The sequence below is a fragment of the Streptomyces sp. WG5 genome, from assembly GCF_049974565.1.
Lineage (GTDB): Bacteria > Actinomycetota > Actinomycetes > Streptomycetales > Streptomycetaceae > Streptomyces.
Genome location: NZ_JBNGGC010000055.1, coordinates 1 through 16,667, shown reverse-complemented (window position 1 = coordinate 16,667; position 16,667 = coordinate 1). Strand labels below are relative to the sequence as shown.

General features: G+C 73.9%; 18 protein-coding genes and 1 pseudogene. 12 read left to right on the top strand and 7 right to left on the bottom strand.

All coding sequences use genetic code 11. The features are described 5' to 3' along the window. The first annotated feature begins 126 nt into the window (after positions 1-126). Positions 127-633 carry a MarR family winged helix-turn-helix transcriptional regulator gene (locus ACP4IX_RS34710; RefSeq protein ID WP_426523248.1) on the top strand — a complete coding sequence of 169 codons (507 nt, stop codon included), beginning with the start codon at positions 127-129 and terminating at the stop codon, positions 631-633. 142 nt (positions 634-775) lie between these two features. After that, a complete protein-coding gene (locus ACP4IX_RS34705; protein WP_426558517.1) occupies positions 776-2,902 on the top strand; it encodes an MMPL family transporter in 2,127 nt (708 codons plus the stop codon). A 10-nt stretch (positions 2,903-2,912) separates the two neighbouring features. Here the strand turns inward: ACP4IX_RS34705 and ACP4IX_RS34700 are convergent, their stop codons facing one another. Further along, a complete protein-coding gene (locus ACP4IX_RS34700) occupies positions 2,913-3,356 on the bottom strand; it encodes a PPOX class F420-dependent oxidoreductase (protein WP_426558515.1) in 444 nt (147 codons plus the stop codon). A gap of 463 nt (positions 3,357-3,819) precedes the next feature. Between ACP4IX_RS34700 and ACP4IX_RS34695 the strand changes: the two genes are divergently transcribed. From ACP4IX_RS34695 to ACP4IX_RS34670, 6 genes are all read left to right on the top strand, one after another. Next, positions 3,820-4,452 carry a class I SAM-dependent methyltransferase gene (locus ACP4IX_RS34695; RefSeq protein WP_426523245.1) on the top strand — a complete coding sequence of 211 codons (633 nt, stop codon included), beginning with the start codon at positions 3,820-3,822 and terminating at the stop codon, positions 4,450-4,452. Positions 4,453-4,635: 183 nt separating this feature from the next. Further along, positions 4,636-4,821: a hypothetical protein gene (locus ACP4IX_RS34690; protein WP_426523244.1), complete on the top strand. Its 186-nt coding sequence runs from the start codon at positions 4,636-4,638 to the stop codon at positions 4,819-4,821. Positions 4,822-4,842: 21 nt separating this feature from the next. After that, positions 4,843-5,544 carry a hypothetical protein gene (locus tag ACP4IX_RS34685; protein WP_426558513.1) on the top strand — a complete coding sequence of 234 codons (702 nt, stop codon included), beginning with the start codon at positions 4,843-4,845 and terminating at the stop codon, positions 5,542-5,544. Further along, positions 5,541-6,485 carry a DUF6895 family protein gene (locus ACP4IX_RS34680; protein ID WP_426523242.1) on the top strand — a complete coding sequence of 315 codons (945 nt, stop codon included), beginning with the start codon at positions 5,541-5,543 and terminating at the stop codon, positions 6,483-6,485. The genes ACP4IX_RS34685 and ACP4IX_RS34680 overlap by 4 nt, the downstream gene beginning before the upstream one ends. Continuing rightward, positions 6,482-7,402: a DUF6895 family protein gene (locus ACP4IX_RS34675; RefSeq protein WP_426523241.1), complete on the top strand. Its 921-nt coding sequence runs from the start codon at positions 6,482-6,484 to the stop codon at positions 7,400-7,402. The genes ACP4IX_RS34680 and ACP4IX_RS34675 overlap by 4 nt, the downstream gene beginning before the upstream one ends. Beyond that, on the top strand, positions 7,399-8,487 hold the full coding sequence (locus ACP4IX_RS34670; protein WP_426558511.1) for a serine hydrolase domain-containing protein: 1,089 nt from the start codon (positions 7,399-7,401) through the stop codon (positions 8,485-8,487). Before ACP4IX_RS34675 ends, ACP4IX_RS34670 begins: the two co-directional genes overlap by 4 nt. Positions 8,488-8,554: 67 nt before the next feature. Here ACP4IX_RS34670 and ACP4IX_RS34665 read toward each other — a convergent pair whose 3' ends face one another. After that, positions 8,555-9,931 carry an alpha-lytic protease prodomain-containing protein gene (locus ACP4IX_RS34665; RefSeq protein ID WP_426558509.1) on the bottom strand — a complete coding sequence of 459 codons (1,377 nt, stop codon included), beginning with the start codon at positions 9,929-9,931 and terminating at the stop codon, positions 8,555-8,557. 190 nt (positions 9,932-10,121) lie between these two features. Then, positions 10,122-11,783, bottom strand: a complete 1,662-nt coding sequence (locus ACP4IX_RS34660) for an alkaline phosphatase D family protein (RefSeq protein WP_426558507.1) — start codon at positions 11,781-11,783, stop codon at positions 10,122-10,124. Between the two features lie 328 nt (positions 11,784-12,111). On the opposite strand from ACP4IX_RS34660, the gene ACP4IX_RS34655 reads away from it, so the two are divergent. Continuing rightward, the gene (locus ACP4IX_RS34655) at positions 12,112-12,417 is read left to right on the top strand and encodes a hypothetical protein (protein ID WP_426523237.1); all 306 of its coding nucleotides are present in this window, start codon (positions 12,112-12,114) and stop codon (positions 12,415-12,417) included. A 51-nt stretch (positions 12,418-12,468) separates the two neighbouring features. Here the strand turns inward: ACP4IX_RS34655 and ACP4IX_RS34650 are convergent, their stop codons facing one another. The 4 genes and pseudogenes from ACP4IX_RS34650 to ACP4IX_RS34635 all read right to left on the bottom strand — a co-directional run. Next, positions 12,469-13,269, bottom strand: coding sequence for a class I SAM-dependent DNA methyltransferase (locus ACP4IX_RS34650; protein ID WP_426558505.1), 801 nt, complete (start codon positions 13,267-13,269; stop codon positions 12,469-12,471). Between the two features lie 63 nt (positions 13,270-13,332). Then, positions 13,333-13,755 (bottom strand): hypothetical protein, encoded by a 423-nt coding sequence (locus ACP4IX_RS34645; RefSeq protein WP_426558503.1) that lies wholly within the window; start codon positions 13,753-13,755, stop codon positions 13,333-13,335. Between the two features lie 11 nt (positions 13,756-13,766). Then, complete coding sequence (locus ACP4IX_RS34640; protein WP_426558501.1) at positions 13,767-13,964, bottom strand: ATP-binding cassette domain-containing protein; 198 nt, start codon at positions 13,962-13,964, stop codon at positions 13,767-13,769. Continuing rightward, positions 13,961-14,317, bottom strand: a pseudogene (locus ACP4IX_RS34635) (GntR family transcriptional regulator); the annotation flags it as partial. The gene ACP4IX_RS34640 and the pseudogene ACP4IX_RS34635, both read right to left, overlap by 4 nt. A 67-nt stretch (positions 14,318-14,384) precedes the next feature. Here ACP4IX_RS34635 and ACP4IX_RS34630 point away from each other — a divergent pair. The 3 genes from ACP4IX_RS34630 to ACP4IX_RS34620 all read left to right on the top strand — a co-directional run bounded on the left by ACP4IX_RS34630 (position 14,385) and on the right by ACP4IX_RS34620 (position 16,489). Further along, positions 14,385-15,077 carry a helix-turn-helix transcriptional regulator gene (locus ACP4IX_RS34630; protein WP_426558499.1) on the top strand — a complete coding sequence of 231 codons (693 nt, stop codon included), beginning with the start codon at positions 14,385-14,387 and terminating at the stop codon, positions 15,075-15,077. Beyond that, positions 15,074-16,051 carry a pyridoxal-phosphate dependent enzyme gene (locus ACP4IX_RS34625; RefSeq protein ID WP_426523232.1) on the top strand — a complete coding sequence of 326 codons (978 nt, stop codon included), beginning with the start codon at positions 15,074-15,076 and terminating at the stop codon, positions 16,049-16,051. The genes ACP4IX_RS34630 and ACP4IX_RS34625 overlap by 4 nt, the downstream gene beginning before the upstream one ends. Before the next feature lie 78 nt (positions 16,052-16,129). After that, positions 16,130-16,489, top strand: coding sequence for a cupin domain-containing protein (locus ACP4IX_RS34620; RefSeq protein WP_426558497.1), 360 nt, complete (start codon positions 16,130-16,132; stop codon positions 16,487-16,489). Positions 16,490-16,667 lie beyond the last annotated feature (178 nt).

The window sequence follows — 16,667 nt, the reverse complement described above, 5'->3', positions numbered from 1 at the left end:
GGTCACCGGGACCGCTCACGGGGGCACGCTCGGTCCGCACCGGAAGTCGTCGCGGTGGCGTCCTCCCGTGCGAAGGCCGCCCGGGACGCGTGTGGGCCCGGCTCGGCCCTTCTATACGCTGATCACGTGGCGACAGCGAATCAGCGCGGGCAGCACGCGCACGAGCGGGGGACCGGGGCCGGTGCCGAGGAGGGCGGCCTGCACGTCCTCGCGGCGCAGCTCCGGCGGATGAACGGCGAGATCAACCGCCTCGTGCAGAGCTTCGCCGGCACGCACGGACTGCACGCCACCGACGTCCAGGCACTCGCGGCGATCCTGGACGCACAGGAGCCCATGACGCCGGGGCGGCTGCGGGAGCACCTCGGGCTCACCTCCGGCGCGGTGACGGCGTGCGTGGACCGGCTGGAGCGCGCCGGGCACGTGCGCCGGGTGCGGGAGAGCGCCGACCGCAGGGTCGTCCATCTGCACTACGTGCCCGACGCCCGGGCGGCGGCCCGGACGTACTTCCGTCCGCTGGCCGAGGCGGCCGCCGCCACCTGCTCGCGCTTCGACGAGGGCGAACTGGCGGTGGTGGCCCGCTTCCTGGCGGCGATGAACGAGGAACTGCGCCTCGTCCGGGCGCACGACCGCTGATCTCCCGGGCGCTCGCGGCATCCGGGGGACACGTCCGGGCAGAAGCCGGTGTGTCGCGACGACCCCAAGTAACTCGATCATTGAGATTGTTTATGATCGAGCCACTTCCCGTGCCGCTGGAGACCTGGAGACCCGAAGACCGATGTCCATCCCCTCCCGACGAGCCCGCTGGCTCGTTCCCGTCGTCCTGCTCCTGGTCTGGCTCGGTATCGGCGGAGCGCTCGGCCCGTACGCCGGAAAGCTCGGTGAGGTCGCCACCAACGACCAGGCCGCCTTCCTGCCCCGCAGCGCCGAGTCCACCCGCGTCATCGACGCGCAGAAGGCCTTCCAGCAGGACGAGACCCTCCCCGTGATCGTGGTGTGGACCGCGGACGGCGGCGGCGCCGTCACCGGACACCGGGCGGCCGCCACCCGAGCCGTCGCGGGCCTCGAAGGCGAGCCCGGGGTCGCCGGCCCCGCGACGCCCGCCCTGCCCTCCGACGACGGGGAAGCCCTCCAAGCCGTCGTCCAGGTCGAGCCCGGTCTCGGCGACCGCCTGCCCGACGTCCTGGAGCACATCCGCGAAGCCGCCGGGCAGGTCCCCGGGACCCGGGCACAACTCGCCGGACCGGCGGCCTCCCAGGCCGATCTCTCCGACGCCTTCTCGGGCATCGACGGGCTGCTGCTCGGCGTCGCGCTCGTCACCGTGCTGGTGATCCTGCTGCTCGTCTACCGCAGCGTCCTGCTGCCCCTGGCCATCATCCTCGGCGCCGTCTTCGCACTGGGTCTGGCCTGCGGGGTCGTCTACGCGCTCGCCGACCGCGGCGTCGTACGCGTCGACGGGCAGGTCCAGGGCATCCTCTCCATCCTGGTCATCGGCGCCGCCACCGACTACGCGCTCCTGCTCACCGCCCGCTTCCGTGAGGAACTGGCCCGGCACCCGGACCGTTTCGGCGCCATGCGCGCCGCACTGCGCACCTCCTGGGGAGCCGTCGTCGCCAGCGCGGCGACCGTCGCCCTGGGGCTGCTGGCGCTGCTGCTCAGCGACCTGACCAACAACCGCGCGCTCGGACCCGTCGGCGCCATCGGCATCGTCTGTGCCGTGCTGAGCACGCTCACCTTCCTGCCCGCCGTCCTGGTCGTGCTCGGCCGGGCCGCCTACTGGCCGGCGAAGCCCGTCCGGTCCGGTGACCCGGAGGCCGGGCACCGCCTGTGGCACCGTGTCGCCGCCCTGGTGGACAGGGCCCCGCGCCGCATCTGGGCGGTGTCGCTCGCCGCGCTGCTCGCCTGCGCCGCCTTCTCACCGACCCTGACCTCCAAGGGCGTGCCGCTGGACGAGATCTTCGTGAACGACACTCCGTCCGTCGCCGCCCAGCAGACCCTGGCGCGGCACTTCCCGGGCGGCTCCGGCAACCCCGCCGTGATCATCGCGGACGCCGACCGGCTCGCCCCCGTCCTCGCTGCGGCCCGCGACACCCACGGCGTCGCCTCCGCCGCCGCGGTGACCGCCTCCGGCCGCCCGGGCGGCGGCGAACCGAAGGTGGCCGGCGGGCGGGTGCGCATCGACGCGACACTGCAGGCACCGGCGGACAGTGACGCCGCCAAGAGCACGGTGGCCCGGCTCAGGTCCGCCGTCCACGACGTGCCCGGCGCGGACGCGCTCGTCGGCGGCTACACCGCGCAGCAGTACGACACCCAGCAGACCGCCGAACACGACCGCACGCTCATCGTGCCCGTGGTCCTCGCCATCATCCTGGTCATCCTGATCGCCCTGCTGCGCTCCCTGCTGATGCCCGTGCTGCTCGTGGCGACGGTGGCGCTGAACTTCCTGGCCACGCTCGGCGTCTCGGCGCTCGTCTTCACCCACGTGCTCGGTTTCAGCGGCACCGACGCCTCCGTACCGCTGTACGGGTTCGTGTTCCTGGTCGCCCTCGGCGTGGACTACAACATCTTCCTCATGTCCCGGGTACGGCAGGAGGCGCTGGACCACGGCGTACGGGAGGGGATCCTGCGAGGGCTGACCGCCACCGGCGGCGTGATCACCTCGGCCGGTGTCGTACTCGCCGCCACGTTCGCCGCCCTCGGCGTGATCCCCCTGGCCTTCCTGGTGCAGATCGCCTTCATCGTGGCCTTCGGCGTCCTGCTGGACACACTCGTGGTGCGCTCGCTGCTGGTCCCGGCGCTCGCCCGCGACATCGGCGCGGTCGCGTGGTGGCCCGGACGCCTCGGCCGCCGGCCACCGGCCGGAGCGGCCGGGCCCCCCGTTTCCCGCCCCGGGAGCGGTGGCTGACCCGGCGGACTCACCCTTCAGGGGTGCCGGCCCCGGAGGGTGTGAGGGGGCGCACCGTGCCGAGGAAGCGCCGGACGGCGATCTCGATGACGACCCGCTCCGGGTTCGCCCGGGGCTGCCGGTAGCGGGCCGCGTACCGGGCCTCCGCGTCGCGGACCGCCTCGGCGTCGTCCCGCACGGTGGCGACGCCCTCCAGGGTGGACCAGCGTCTGCCGTCCACCTGACTCACGGCGACGACGGGCCGCTCGGCCCGCTGGACGTTGCGCGCCTTCGCGGTGCCCCCGCTGGTGATGACGCGCGCCGTACGGGTGACGTGGTCGTACGTCACCCCGACCGGGACCAGGTGCGGGGTCCCGTCGGCGCGCGCCGTCGACAGGAAGCACACCCGGCGCTCCTGCCAGAACCTCACGAACTCGGCGTCCGCGTCCGTGCCGTGTCGTTCCTCGGCGTCCATCCGGCCTCCTCGAGTGAGCCGCTCGGGTCCCGCCCTGACCCCGCCTTCGCCGCGTGTGTCGCCTCCGCGGGCGGGACGTCCGTGGTGGTCGGACGGCACCGAACCGCGGTGACCGCTCGACCGGGGCCGGCCCGTGGCGCCGGTCCCACGACCTGACCGTAGTCGGCGCCAGGCCGATGCCTCGGACCGGGGCACCGCTCGTGACACCGGTGTCGTCCGGCGAGACCGGCCCGCGCCGCCCTCGCCGCTCACTCGGTCCATGCCAGGCGCGGCCCCACCCTGCGGTGGTCATCGCCTCGCGGCACGCTGACGGGGCCGGGCGAGGCGGACGGTGCCGATCACCGTGTTGCCGGACCGGCAAAGGTCTTTGTCGTCCGGTTCCGGCAGGTGCACTCTGCACACGGGGTGCGCGGTCGTCGCGCGTCCCGCCGAGCAGACGGTCCGTCCGCCCCAGGAGGCACCCATGACCGACACACCCGCGCCGGCTCCCGCAGCGTTCTGGGAAGCCCGCTACCGCGACACCGACCGCGTCTGGAGCGGTCGCCCCAACGACCTGCTGGTCCGCGAGGCGAGCGACCTCGCCCCCGGCACCGCGCTGGACCTCGGCTGCGGTGAAGGGGCGGACGCCGTGTGGCTGGCCTCGCGCGGCTGGCGGGTCACCGGCGTGGACATCTCCGGCACCGCCCTCGAACGCGCCGCCGGGCACGCCGCCGACGCGGGGGTCGGTGAATACGTCGACTGGGAACGTCACGAGCTGGGCGCGTCGTTCCCCGAGGGCACGTTCGACCTGGTGAGCGCCCAGTACCTGCAGTCCCCGGTCGCTCTCGACCAGCGGACGGTACTGCGGGACGCCGCGCGGGCCGTGGCGGACGGCGGCACCCTGCTCATCGTGCTGCACGCCGGGTGGCCGTCCTGGCAGACCGAACCGCCCTTCGACGCCGTCTTCCCCACCCTGGACGGGGTCCTCGCCGAACTCGCCCTGCCGGAGGGCGAATGGACCGTCGGGACCAAGGAGACCGTCCGCCGGCCCAGCGCCTCGCCCCAGGGCGTCGAAGGCTTCCGCGAAGACCACGTGTGGCGCCTGCGGCGGAGGTGAGCCCCCGGCCCCGCCTGCGCTCCCGGCGCCCGCCGGCACCGGTTCCGCTGGGCGGCCGGGAGAGCATCTGTCCGCTTTGTTGAAATAGCCACCTTCTGTGAATGTTGTGACGATAGGCATGTTTTGTGGCTTACCGGACACCTGTGGTGTGAAGGCTTTCGGCTACCAGAGGGAGATGGTGAAATGCCTTCCGAGGACAAGGTGCTCGAGGAAGTCCGCACCGAGAACATCGACATCGAAGCGGCACTGAACCCCGCCGAGGCCGACGGAGTCTTCCGCGACAGCCGCGAGTGCGCCGCGCTCGCCCTCCAGGGCGGAGGTGGCAAGCTGCTGCTTTCGCCGCCGACCCCGCGCCCGAAGAAGGGCTGACGGACCGACGGGAGCATTGAGATGGAGCAGTCGAGCACGTCGGCCCTTCTCCAGGGGACGGTGCTGGACCTCGCTTCCGACGTGGTCTCCGCTCTTCGGAGCGGAGACCACGTGCGAGCGGGGGGCGCCCTGGCGGGGAGCGGCGAAGGCGTCGCCGTCGCGGCGGTACGCGTCCTGGGCGCCGACACTCTGTTGCCCACCGCCCTCCTGCGCGTTCCGCCCGAACCCGGGTGGCTCGCGGTGTTCAAGGACGCCGTGGCGGCCCATCAGCCGCGCGCCGACGCGGCCCCCACCGTCGTATGGAGCCACTGGGCCATGGCCCGTGCCCTGCGTCGGCTCGAAGAACCCCCGACCCACCCGCCCGACGAGGAGCCGGGCGCCGAACCCGGCGCCGGATGGCTCGACGACGCGGGCTGGCAGTACCTGACCCACCAGCTCGCCGTACTCGCCCCGCTCGCGCTGCCCGGCGAGGAGTGCGCGGTGACCCGTGCGGCCCGGCGCCGTCCCGTGGACGTCGCCCGCGGCTTCGTACGCGCGGTACGTCGCCGCGACTGGCAGCAGGCGGCCGGAGCCGGGCGCTGGCTCACCCTCCTCGACGGCGTGCCCGACACCCTCGGTCTCGAGGCCGGACTCGACTTCGTCCAGCTCATGGGCGGCAACGACCCGCGGGTGGCCCTGCAACTGGAGGCGGCCCGGCTGATGCCGGCCGCGGTACTCCTGTGAGCGTCCGGGCGGTCGAGGAAGCCGCCCTGGCCTGGGTATGGGCCCACCGCGATCGCTTCGCGCTCGGCGACGACGCCCTGGCGGCCGACGGCCAGGTGAACCGCACCTGGAAGCCCCTGGGCGAACTGGCGCAGGTCTGCGCGTCCGTGTCCGCGTGCGCCCCGCCGTCGGACCCGCTCCACACCCGCGCGTCCGACCTGCTGGACTTCGCCTGGCAGCAGACCCGCCGGGGCGAACTGTTCCTGTTGATGCAGTCGCTGGAGCCCTTCGCCACCTATCCGCTGGAGGTGTACGCGGCCTTCGCCTCGGCCGGTCACCGGCACACCGGGTACGAGGCGTCCGCCGCCGTGGTGGCCCGCACCCGCGGCTGGCGGCTGACCGAGCAGTACCCCACCCGCCGGCTCGGTGTCATCGAGGCCGAGCGGCGCAGCGGACTGAGCCCGCACGACCGGGTACCGCATGCGCTCGGCCGCACCTGGCTGGGCGGCCTGCCGGAACCCTGGACCTTCGAACGCACGGCCGGCTACGCGCTCACCCACGTCGTCTTCCACCTCACCGAATGGGGACGCACCGTCCAAGGGCTACCGCCGGACCTGGCGGACTATCTGCTGCACTGGCTGCCGGCTTGGCTCGACAGCTGCCTGGAGGCGCGGATGTGGGACCTGAGCTGCGAGCTGCTGGCGGTGGCGGCGAGCCTGCCGCGTCCGCCCGGACCGGTCGTCCTGGAGGACGCCTGGCAGCGCGTCGCGGCGGCACAGCACGTGTCCGGTGCGGTCCCCGAGGAGGGCGCCGTCCAGGACGCCGCCGGGTCCACCGACGGCGTCGCCCCCTACGCCTTCACCGACTGCTACCACTCCACCCTGATGGCGGCGTTCGCGGCAGCCCTCACCACGGCACGGCTGAGGGACGCGGACCACGCCGGACAAGGAGTGCCGGGATGACGGACACCCGACTGATCCACCGCGTCGGAGCCGATGCCCTGGAATGGCTGTGGGCCCACCGCGACGGCTTCCGGCTGGAGCCGGAGGTGGACCCCGAGATCGGCTTTCTGGAACGCTTCAAGCCGATCGGTGAACTCGCCCTCGTCTGCAAGGTGCTCTTCCGCGAGGGCGTCGCCGGATCCCGGCAGGCGCACCTGGCCCGCCGGCTGCTCGACGACACCTGGCGCGACACCCTGGACGGGGGCCGCATGCTGGTGCGCGGGCAGCGCATCGAGCCGTTCTCACCCATCCCGTTCGAGGTGTACCTGGCGTTCAAGGAGCTCGGCTACAGCCAGCCCGAGGTGGAGCGGGCCACGGTCCTCAACCACCGGCTGGCGAGCTGGACGCGGTCGCCGCTGACGCCGACCCGGCGCCTGGGCCTCTCCGCCTTCCAGCGCCGCTTCGGCCTGCCGCCCCGGCCTGCGGAGGCCGACCTGGTGGGCACCACCTGGCTGGCCGGAACCCCCGAACCGTGGACGGTCGAGGGCCATACCGCCTACGACATCACCCACACCGTCTTCCACCTCACCGACTGGGGCGAGAACCCCGACGGCCTGCCGGCCCCGATCGCCGGCTATCTCGCCACCTGGCTCCCGGTCTGGATCGACGACTGGCTGGACCTGGAACGCTGGGACCTGCTCGGCGAACTCCTCGTCGTCGACGCCTGCCTGCCCCGGCCCACCCTCGACGAACCCGCCTGGCGGGGCTTCGCCGCCGCACAGCAGCCCGACGGCGCCATGCCCGCGATACGGACGATGCCCGAGGGAGACCCCGACACGGTGTTCGACCTGGTCTACCACCCGACGCTGGTCGCGGCCTTCGCCTCCCTGCTCGCCACCTCACGCGCCCTCACCGCGCTGGCGCACACCGGCTCATGACGGGCCGCCCCACGCCGTGGCCGGGCGACGCCGACGACGAAGGGAACGCCCCGCCGCAGCTCGGGCTCCCCGGACCCGCCGACGAGGCGGCCCTGCGGGAACGGCTGGCCGACGCCGTCGATGCCGCCGACGCACCCGACGTCGTCCTCGCCGTCTCCCGGCACGGCCGGCGCACCCTCCACAGCGGCGGCACCGCCCCGCCCCCCGCGGTCCCCCGCGAGGACCTGCGCTACGAGATCGGGTCGGCCTCCAAGACGCTCGCCGGACTGCTGCTGACCCGGCTGATCCGGCGCGGTGTCCTCACCGGGGGCGAACCGGCCGCCGCCTGCCTGGACCCCGCCCGGCCGACCGGCCCCCACCCCGTGACGCTTGCCCACCTCATCACCCACACGTCGGGACTGCCCGGCCTGCCGGCCGACTTCTTCCCCCGCGCCCTGCCCGCCTGGCGCACCAACCCCTACGCCCGCTACCCGGCCGAACGGCTGACCGCCACCTTCCTGCGCCACCGCCCGAGGCACCGTCCCGGAACCCGCTGGCACTACTCCAACTACGGCGTCTCCGTGCTCGGGCACGCCGTCGCCGCGGCCACCGGCACGGCATGGGAGGACCTGCTCACCGGGCACGTCCTGCGCCCGCTCGGCCTGAGCGGTACGGCCCTGCGCGCGGAGGACGCGAAGACCGACGCCATCGGTCACCGCAAGGACGGACGCACCCCCGTCCCGGCCTTCGACGCGGGCGGATTCCAGGCGGCCGGGGCCGTCCGGTCCACGCCGCACGACCTGCTCGCCTTCCTCGAGGCCCACCTCGACCCGGCCGGCTCGCCCCCGGCCGGCGCACTGCGGGCCGTACGGGTGCCGGTGCTGCGGCGCGGACCGGGACACCGGCACGTGCACACGGTGACGTGGTTCCGGCACCCCACCGACGGCGGGCCGATGTACTTCCACAGCGGCGCCACCCTCGGCCAGCAGGCGTTCCTGGGGTTCCGGCCCGACACCGGCACGGCCCTGGCCGCGGTGTGCACCCGGCGCTTCCGCGCCCACGACCCGTTCATGGCCGCCGCCTACGCGTTCCTCGCCGAGGAATGACGAAGGCGCCCGGCCGCCTTCGGCAGCGACCCGGCGCCCCGTCCGCCGTACGGCGGCTCACCGTCCGTCAGACACGCTGCCACAGGGCCGGTGTGTTCTCGGGTGACCAGACACCCTGCGCCTGGTGGCTCTGCAGGCACCGGTACCGCAGGCCGGCGTGGGACACCGTGGCCCCGACCTCGTACACGCGGCCCGCCGCCCACGCGTCCGCCGCCGCGTTGTCCTGCGGCGCGGGCGTTCCCGCCGAGGCGGACGTGGTCGTCAGGGTGAGGCCGAAGTCGCTGAGCAGCGGGTTGATCGGCTGGTAGAAGGTGGTCCCGCCGTTCGTGCAGTCACCGGAGCCGCCGGACGTGGTGCCCTGGGCCTGGGTGCCCGCGACGAAGGGGCCGCCGGAGTCGCCGGGTTCGGCGCACACCGTCGTCTCGGTCAGCCCGTCGACGGTGCCCTCCGGGTAGCTGACGCTCGTGTCGTGCTGCCGGATCGTGCCGCAGTGCCATCCGGTGGTGGAGCCGGAACGGCACACCGAGGCGCCGACGAGCGCCTCCACCGAGCCGGTGACCTGCACCTTCTGGCCGTTCTGCGCCCTGACGTCGGGGGTGGCGGTCCAGTCGGGGTTGACACCCACCCAGGCCATGTCCTTGCCGGGGAAGGTCGAGGCCCGGAAGGTGCCCTGGTCGGCCTGGTCGAAGCCGGTGGTGGCGTCGCCCGGGTCGCCGCAGTGACCGGCCGTGGCGAAACCCTGCTGGGCGTCCTGGGTGACGGAGAACCCGACCGAACAGCGGGCCTGACCGTTGATGTAGTAGGCGTCGCCGCCGACGAGGTCCTCCAGCACCCGCGGCCGGTGCGGCGAGATGCGGACGCCCACCATCTGGTCCTCGACCCCGGCGGCCTCGACGAACGCGGCCGCGGCCGACCGGCTGGTGGCCTGGACCACGACCCGGTTGGTCCGCACGTCGACGTACCAGACCGGCGTCTTCGGGGTCTGCGTACGGGCGGCGGCGGCGTCCAGCTTCTCCTTGACCGCGCGGAGCTCGCCCAGCCCCTTCTCGACGACCGCGGCCCTGGCGCCCTGTGCCTCGATGGCGGCGGTGTCCGCGGCGTCGGTGGTGGCGACGGTCAGTTCGGCGGAGGCCGCGCCGCTCACCCAGGCCCCGGCGAAGCGGTCGCCCAGGGTGTTGCGCAGCATGCCCGCCCGGGTGCCCGCCTCCGCCTCGTTGACCAGCCGGGCCGCCGCCTGCCCGGGCGTCAGTCCCAGGTCGCGCTCCATCGCGCGCAGTACGCGCGCCGGCGCCTTGCCGGCGGCGGGCGTCAGGGCGGTGACGCGCTGCGGCTCCGGGGCGGCCGGGGGTGCGGCCGAGGCGGTCGCGGGGAGAGCGGCCAGGACCAGGGCGCCGAGCGCGGTCAGGGCGGCGCGGCGGCTGCGCGCGGCATGTCTGCCGACCATGCGATGTGCCTCCTTCGAGGGCTGTGCGAGACAGCGGGGATCGGTGAGTGACCGTGGATCACGGAGACTGTGGCGAAGTCACAGTCCTTGCCGGAAAGATCCGCGGCGATGCCGGGACCGGGCGTCTTTCGCGCGATGGGGGACGCGGGGGGTGCCAAGTGCAGTACGCGCACGCGCGCGCCTGGCCGGGTCAGGCGGGTTTCAGCCCCGGGGCACCCGCCTCGGTGACGAAGGACGCGGCCGTGCTGACGGGAGCGCCGGGCGTGGTGACCGCGGAGACCGTCCTGAAGTCGAGGCGGGCGGCTTCGCGGTCGAGTCCGACCCGGACGTAGCCGCGCTTGCCGTTGTAGAACCTCATGTGCGGGTTGGCCCGCAGGTACAGGTCCCAGTTGGCGGGCTGCTCCACGCCGTCCCGGCCGCTGGCCACCGACGAGCAGGTGACCTCCGTGCCGATGGTGGCGGACGCGGGGTCGTCGAAGTCGTCCTTGACGTCGAGGGCGTAGCCCACGTGCACGTCACCGGTGAGGATCAGCCAGTTGTCGACGCCGGCGGCCTTCGCCCCGGCGACGACCCTCTCGCGGGAGGCGCGGTAGCCGTCCCAGGCGTCCATCGAGACCGCGGCGTCGGCGGTCACGTCGAACTTGCGCTGGGAGAAGCAGACCTGTTGGGGCATGACGTTCCACAGCGCGCCCGAGCTCTGCCAGCCGTCGAGCAGCCACTGCTCCTGCGCGGCGCCGGTGAGGGTGCGCGCCGGGTCGTCCGACTCGGGCCCGGGGGCGTGCGGCCGGTCGTCGTAGGCCTGGTCGGAGCGGTACTGCCGGGTGTCGAGGATGTCGAACTGGGCGAGCGTGCCCCAGTGCAGCCGGCGGTACAGCCGCGCGTCCGGCCCTTGGGGCAGCTGGGCGGCGCGCAGTGGCTGGTTCTCCCAGTACGCCCGGTAGGCGGATGCCCGCCGCAGCAGGAACTGGTCCGGCGGGATGTCGTTCTCCGGGATGCTGCCGGCGTAGTTGTTCTCGGTCTCGTGGTCGTCCCAGGTGACGACGAACGGGTGCGCGGCGTGCGCGGCCCGCAGATCCGCGTCGCTCTTGTAGAGCGCGTAGCGCATCCGGTAGTCCGCGAGGGTCATGGTCTCGCGGTTGAACACGTCGGGCAGTGTGATGTCGGTGTAGCGGCGCTCCCCGCCGGCCGGGTTCACCGCGTACTCGTACAGGTAGTCGCCGAGGTGGAAGACCACGTCGACGTCGTCCTCGGCGAGGTGCCGGTGCACCGTGTAGTAGCCGTCCTGGTAGGCCTGGCAGGCGACGGCCGCCAGTCTCAGCGCCGACGTGGTGCCGTTCGCCGGCGGTGCGGTGCGGGTGCGGCCCGCCGGGCTGAGCCAGGCACCGGTGCGGAAGCGGTAGTAGTACACCGTGCCCGGCGCCAGGCCCAGGACGTCGACGTGCACGCTGTGGGCGTACTCGGCGTGTGCCTCGGCGGTGCCCCGGGACACGACGGTCACGAAGCGCTCGTCGAGGGCCACTTCCCACTCGACCGTGACCCGCTCCGTGCCCATCCCGCCGTCCTCCGCGAACGGCTCCGGCGCCAGCCGGGTCCACAGCAGCACCGAGTCCGGCAGGGGATCACCGGAGGCGACGCCGAGGGTGAACGGGTCGCTGCTGATCCGGGCGGTCCGCAGGGGTGCGGCGACCGCGCCGCGGGCCGGCAGGTTGGTGGAGAAGGCGAGCGCGGCGGCGGCCGCGGTGACCGTGAGGAAACGCCGGCGGCCGAGGTGCCGGGCGGCGGCGCCCATCACGGCGTCGTGGGGGGAGAAGGCGTGCTCGGCCAGTGCGCTGCGACGGCCCGTGGGCGCCATCTGCTGTCCTCTCGTACGGGGCGGGCGGTCCGTGGGCGAACGGCACGGGGAACCGGGTGGGCCCCGGGCGGTCGCCCCACGCACGCCGGCACGGGGTACTCGCGGCGGGGCGAGCCGGTGTGCGCCGTCCATGCCTGGGTTCCGTCGCGCGGTGGCGCCGACCCGCGATGCGCGGACCCCGCATGCTAAGCAGACAGAACGGCGGAAACCGTCAGGACGTGCGGAGCGATCACACAGGAGGAGGTACGCGCGTGTGGGCGCCTGCCCGCCGGGGCACCCGGGGACGGTGAGGAGGCGGCACGGGAGAGGAAGGCGGCGGGCGGAGCCGATGGCCAGGACACGGCGTTACGACGTGGCGGCCTCCGGCCGCTGGTGGGACGAGGACGACAACCGCTGGCTGCCGGCCGGCGAGGTGCACGCGTGGGAGCAGGGCAGGAACCAGACCGTGTGCGGTCTCGCGCTGCACCGTTCGCAGCTGTCCCGGTTCCCGGCCGTCACCTGGACCGACGTACTGCCCGAGTCCGGCGGCGCGGCCGACGCCGTCCGCCGGGTCTGCCCCCGCTGCGCGGCCGCGGCCGGCCGCCGGGGCGCTGACGCCCGCCCCGGCTGGCGGCGCACCGATCCACGGCCGTAGGGCCGGACGAAGGGCCCGGCCCCGGGGTGCCGCGGCTGCTCGGTCCGCCGTCTACGACGGCAGCGGCGAGCGGCTGACGCGGATCTTGGACTGGCCGTGCGGCCGCTTCTCCCAGTCCTCCATGAACCGCGCGTGCAGACCGTGCCGGCGGGCCAGCGCGAGCAGGGTGTCGGTGCGGTAGTAGAAGTCCTCGCGGAGGACCTGGTGTTCGGTGCCCTCGGTGCGGTCGAAGGTGAAGTCGAAGAACCCGGTGTCGGTCAGGACGCGGCCGACGTGGGCCAGGCACTCCTCGATGACGTTCAGTGGCGAGTGGGAGAAGACGCTGTGTGCGTGGACGACGTCGAAGTGGTCGTCGGGCAGGAAGTCCAGTGTGAGGTCCCCGGTGATGGTCAGGTGGGGGAGCTTGGCCTGGAGTCCGCGCTCGCTCAGCGTCTTCTTGGCGGCGATCAGTATGTCCGGCGAGATGTCGATGCCGTAGTAGTGGCCGGTGTCGAGGTGGTCGATGAAGCGCCAGCCGCCGCGCAGGTTGCCGCAGCCGATGTCGAGCATGCGGTGCCCGGGGCGCAGCCCGTGCTCGACGAGGTACTCGAACTGCATCTGCCCGAGCGCCAGCCAGCGGTCGTGGGTCTGGCTGCCGACCGCGGCCTCGGGGTTGCGGCGGGTGTCGGAGGCCATCACGGCCCGGTAGTAGCCGACGTGGTCCGGGTGCTTGATCCGCAGCCACGCGTCGCGGCCGGCCCGGCGGACGTAGGGGCCGACACGTTCGGGGTGGCGCAGCGCGTACCCGACCTTGTGGGTGAGCGCGGCGCGGTTGCTGCGCAGTTTCTTCGGGGACTTGGCGTCCTTGGGCATGAGCGGATCGACCTCCGTGTGACGTGAGAGGGTGGGGCGCTGAGGAGGATGCCGGAGAGGGTGTCAGACCCGGCGGCGCAGCAGGAGGACCGTGACGACGGTGAGTCCCAGGGCGAGGCCGCCGAGGAGGGCCGTGTCGGTCCACTGGAACGTCCAGCAGTCGCCGGCCGGGTTCGCCTCGTAGAAGCGGGCGACGTAGCCGTGCTGGGACATGCACTCCTTCAGCTCGCGGCCGGACGGGTAGGGGCAGTCCAGGACGGACTCGCGGCGGCCGGAGGCCGTGATCAGGCCGTAGTGCCCGGTGGACCACTTGTCGCCCATCGGCGGCTTGGGCTGCCACCCGTCGCTGACGTACCGGTGTGGCGGGACCAGCAGGCGGGCCCGGTGCGTCCACTGCACCAGAACGGTGACCGCCGCCGTGACCAGCAGCGTCCAGGCCATCGCGGACAGCACCCGGCGCGTGAGCAGCCCGGCGAGGGTGCCCACGGCCAGGCCGGTCAGCGCGGCGGCGACGGTGGCGGGGCCCGAGGGTGGAGCAGCGTGCTCTTGCCCGCGCCGTTGCGGCCGACCAGGGCGGTGATACGGCCGCGCGGCACCGTGAACCCACAGTCCCGCAGGGCCCATTCGGCGCGTGCCCGGTAGCGGAACTTGAGGTCCCTGGCGTGCAGCGCGACGGGCTCGTCGGGCCCGGTCATACGTCCTCCTGTGTCCTTCCCCGGTCGCCCGGGTCGTTCTGGTGCGGCTGGTGCTCGTGCTCGTCCAGGGCCGCCGTGACCAGGGCGATCACGTCGTCCCGCTCCAGTCCGGCCGACCGGGCCCGGGCGACCCACTCGGTGAGCTCCGTGCGCAGCGGCGAGTCGTCCTCCGCGCCGGGCCGTGCCGGCGACCGCGTCACGAAGGTGCCGAGCCCACGCCGCGACCGGACCAGGCCGGCCTGTTCCATGTCGCGGTAGGCCCTGAACAGGGTGTTGGGGTTGATGGCGGTGGCGGCGACGACCTCCCTGGCCGTCGGGAGTCTGTCCCCGACCCGCAGCACACCGCCTCTTGTGGACTGACAGTCCAGGCGTTGGACGTGTAGTCTCGGCTCACCTGCCGGCCCCGTAAGGAGGCACCTGGTGAGCGAACCGTCCCTGGACGCCGAACGGAACGCCGTCCTCGCCGCGTTGCGCCCCGTCGTCGACGGGATCGCGGCGACGTTCGGCCCGGTCTGCGAGGTGGTCCTGCACGACTACCGGCGCCCCGAGCGGTCGGTCGTGGCCGTCGCCGGCTCGGTGACCGGGCGGACGGTGGGCGGGGCGATGAGCGAGATCGGCATGCGGGTCCTGGCCCGCGGCGACGAGGCACGGGACGAGCTGAACTACGTCACCCGAACCGGCGACGGCCTGCTGATCAAGTCCTCCACGATGGTGCTGCGCGACTCCACGGGGGCCGTGTTCGGCGCCCTGTGCGTCAACCTGGACGTGACCGCCGTCGACCGGGCCCAGGCCCTGCTCGGTGCCCTGGCCGGAGCCGCGGGCACTCCGGCCGATCCACCCGCGACCACCTTCGGCGACGACATCGACGCGGTGGTCGACGCCATCGTGGACGCCCACCCGCTGCGCCGGGACAGGAGCTGGGCGGCACTGGACCGCGCACAGCGCCTGGAGCTGTTCCGCGACCTGGACGGGCGTGGAGTGTTCGCCGTGCGCCGCTCGGTCGAGCAGGTCGCCGCCCGGCTCGGCATCTCCCGGGCCTCCGCCTACAGCTACCTCTCCCAGGCCCGCGCCGCGACCGGCCCGGCCACCGACCCCGCTGGAGGACACGCGTGACGACCACCACCCCGCCGGTCACCCTCGACGACGTCCGTTCCGCCGCCGCCCGGCTCCGGGGCGTCGCGCACCGCACCCCGGTGCTGCGCTCACGCACCCTGGACGCCCTCGTCGGCGCCGAGGTCTTCCTCAAGTGCGAGAACCTCCAGCGAGTGGGCGCCTTCAAGTTCCGCGGCGCCTACAACGCGGCCTCCCGCCTCACACCGGAGCAGCTGTCCCGCGGCATCGCGGCCTACTCCTCCGGCAACCACGCGCAGGCGGTCGCCCTCGCCGCGCGCGAGCTGGGCACCACCGCCGTGATCGTCATGCCGGAGGACGCGCCGCCCTCCAAGCGGGCGGCCACCGCCGGCTACGGCGCCGAGATCGTCACCTACGACCGCTACACCGGCGACCGCGCCGCCCTCGCCGAGGCCCTGGCCGTCGAACGCGGGCTGAGCCTCATCCCGCCCTACGAGCACCCGCACGTCATCGCCGGACAGGGCACCGCCGCCCTCGAACTCGTCGAGGAGACGGGGCGGCTGGACGCGCTGATCACCCCGGTCGGCGGCGGCGGACTGATCGCCGGGAGCGCCACCGCCGTCAAGGGCGTGCACGCCGGCACCCGGGTGCTCGGCGTCGAGCCGGAGGCCGGCGACGACACCAGGCGCTCCCTGGAGGCCGGTCGGCGCGTCACCGTCCCGGTCCCGCACACCATCGCCGACGGCCAGGCCCTGCCGACCCCCGGCGAGCTGACGTTCTCCCTCAACCGGCGACTGCTCGACGGGGTCGTGCTGGTCTCCGACGACGAGATCCGGGAGGCGATGCGGTTCGCCTTCGAGCGGCTGAAGACCGTCCTCGAACCGAGCGGCGCCACCCCGCTGGCCGCCCTCCTCACCGGTCGCGCAGGCCCGCTGCCCCGCCGCGTCGGCGTGATCCTCTCCGGCGGCAACGTGGACGCCGGACGCTTCGCCCGGCTGTGCGGCACGCCGGGCTGAGACCGTGTCCTCCCCCGGATGGCGGTGCCGAGTCGACAGGCGGACGATGGGGTGGTGGGCAGGGAAAGGAGGAGCGTCATGCTCGACGTCAAGACACTCGACAAGCCGGACGAGCGGCGCGATTTCCCCCGGGGACACCTCGAGGCCGTGCACATGGAGGGCCTCGACTTCGCCGTGGCCACCTTCGAACCGGGCTGGCGCTGGTCGGAGTCCGTGGCCCCGCTCGCGGGCACCGAAAGCTGCCAGGTCCACCACAACGGCTACGTCGTCCAGGGCCGCATGCGGATCCGCATGGACGACGGTGCCGAGAGCGAGGTGGGCCCCGGTGACGTCTTCGTCTGCTCGCCCGGGCACGACGCCTGGGTCGTGAGCGACGAACAGTGTGTGGTCCACGACTTCGCGGGCGGTATGGCCAGGGAGTACGCCAAGACCGACTAGGCGGCGAACCATCCGATCAACGGGTGGGAGGGGGGTGGGGGGGGCGGCGGCCCCCCCCCCCCCCCCCCCCCCCCCCAAAAAACCCCCCCCCCCCCCCCCCCCCCCCCGCCGGCCCCCCCCCCCCCCCCCCCCCCCGGGCCCCCCCAGGCCCCCCCCCCCGGACCCCCCCCCCCCCCAC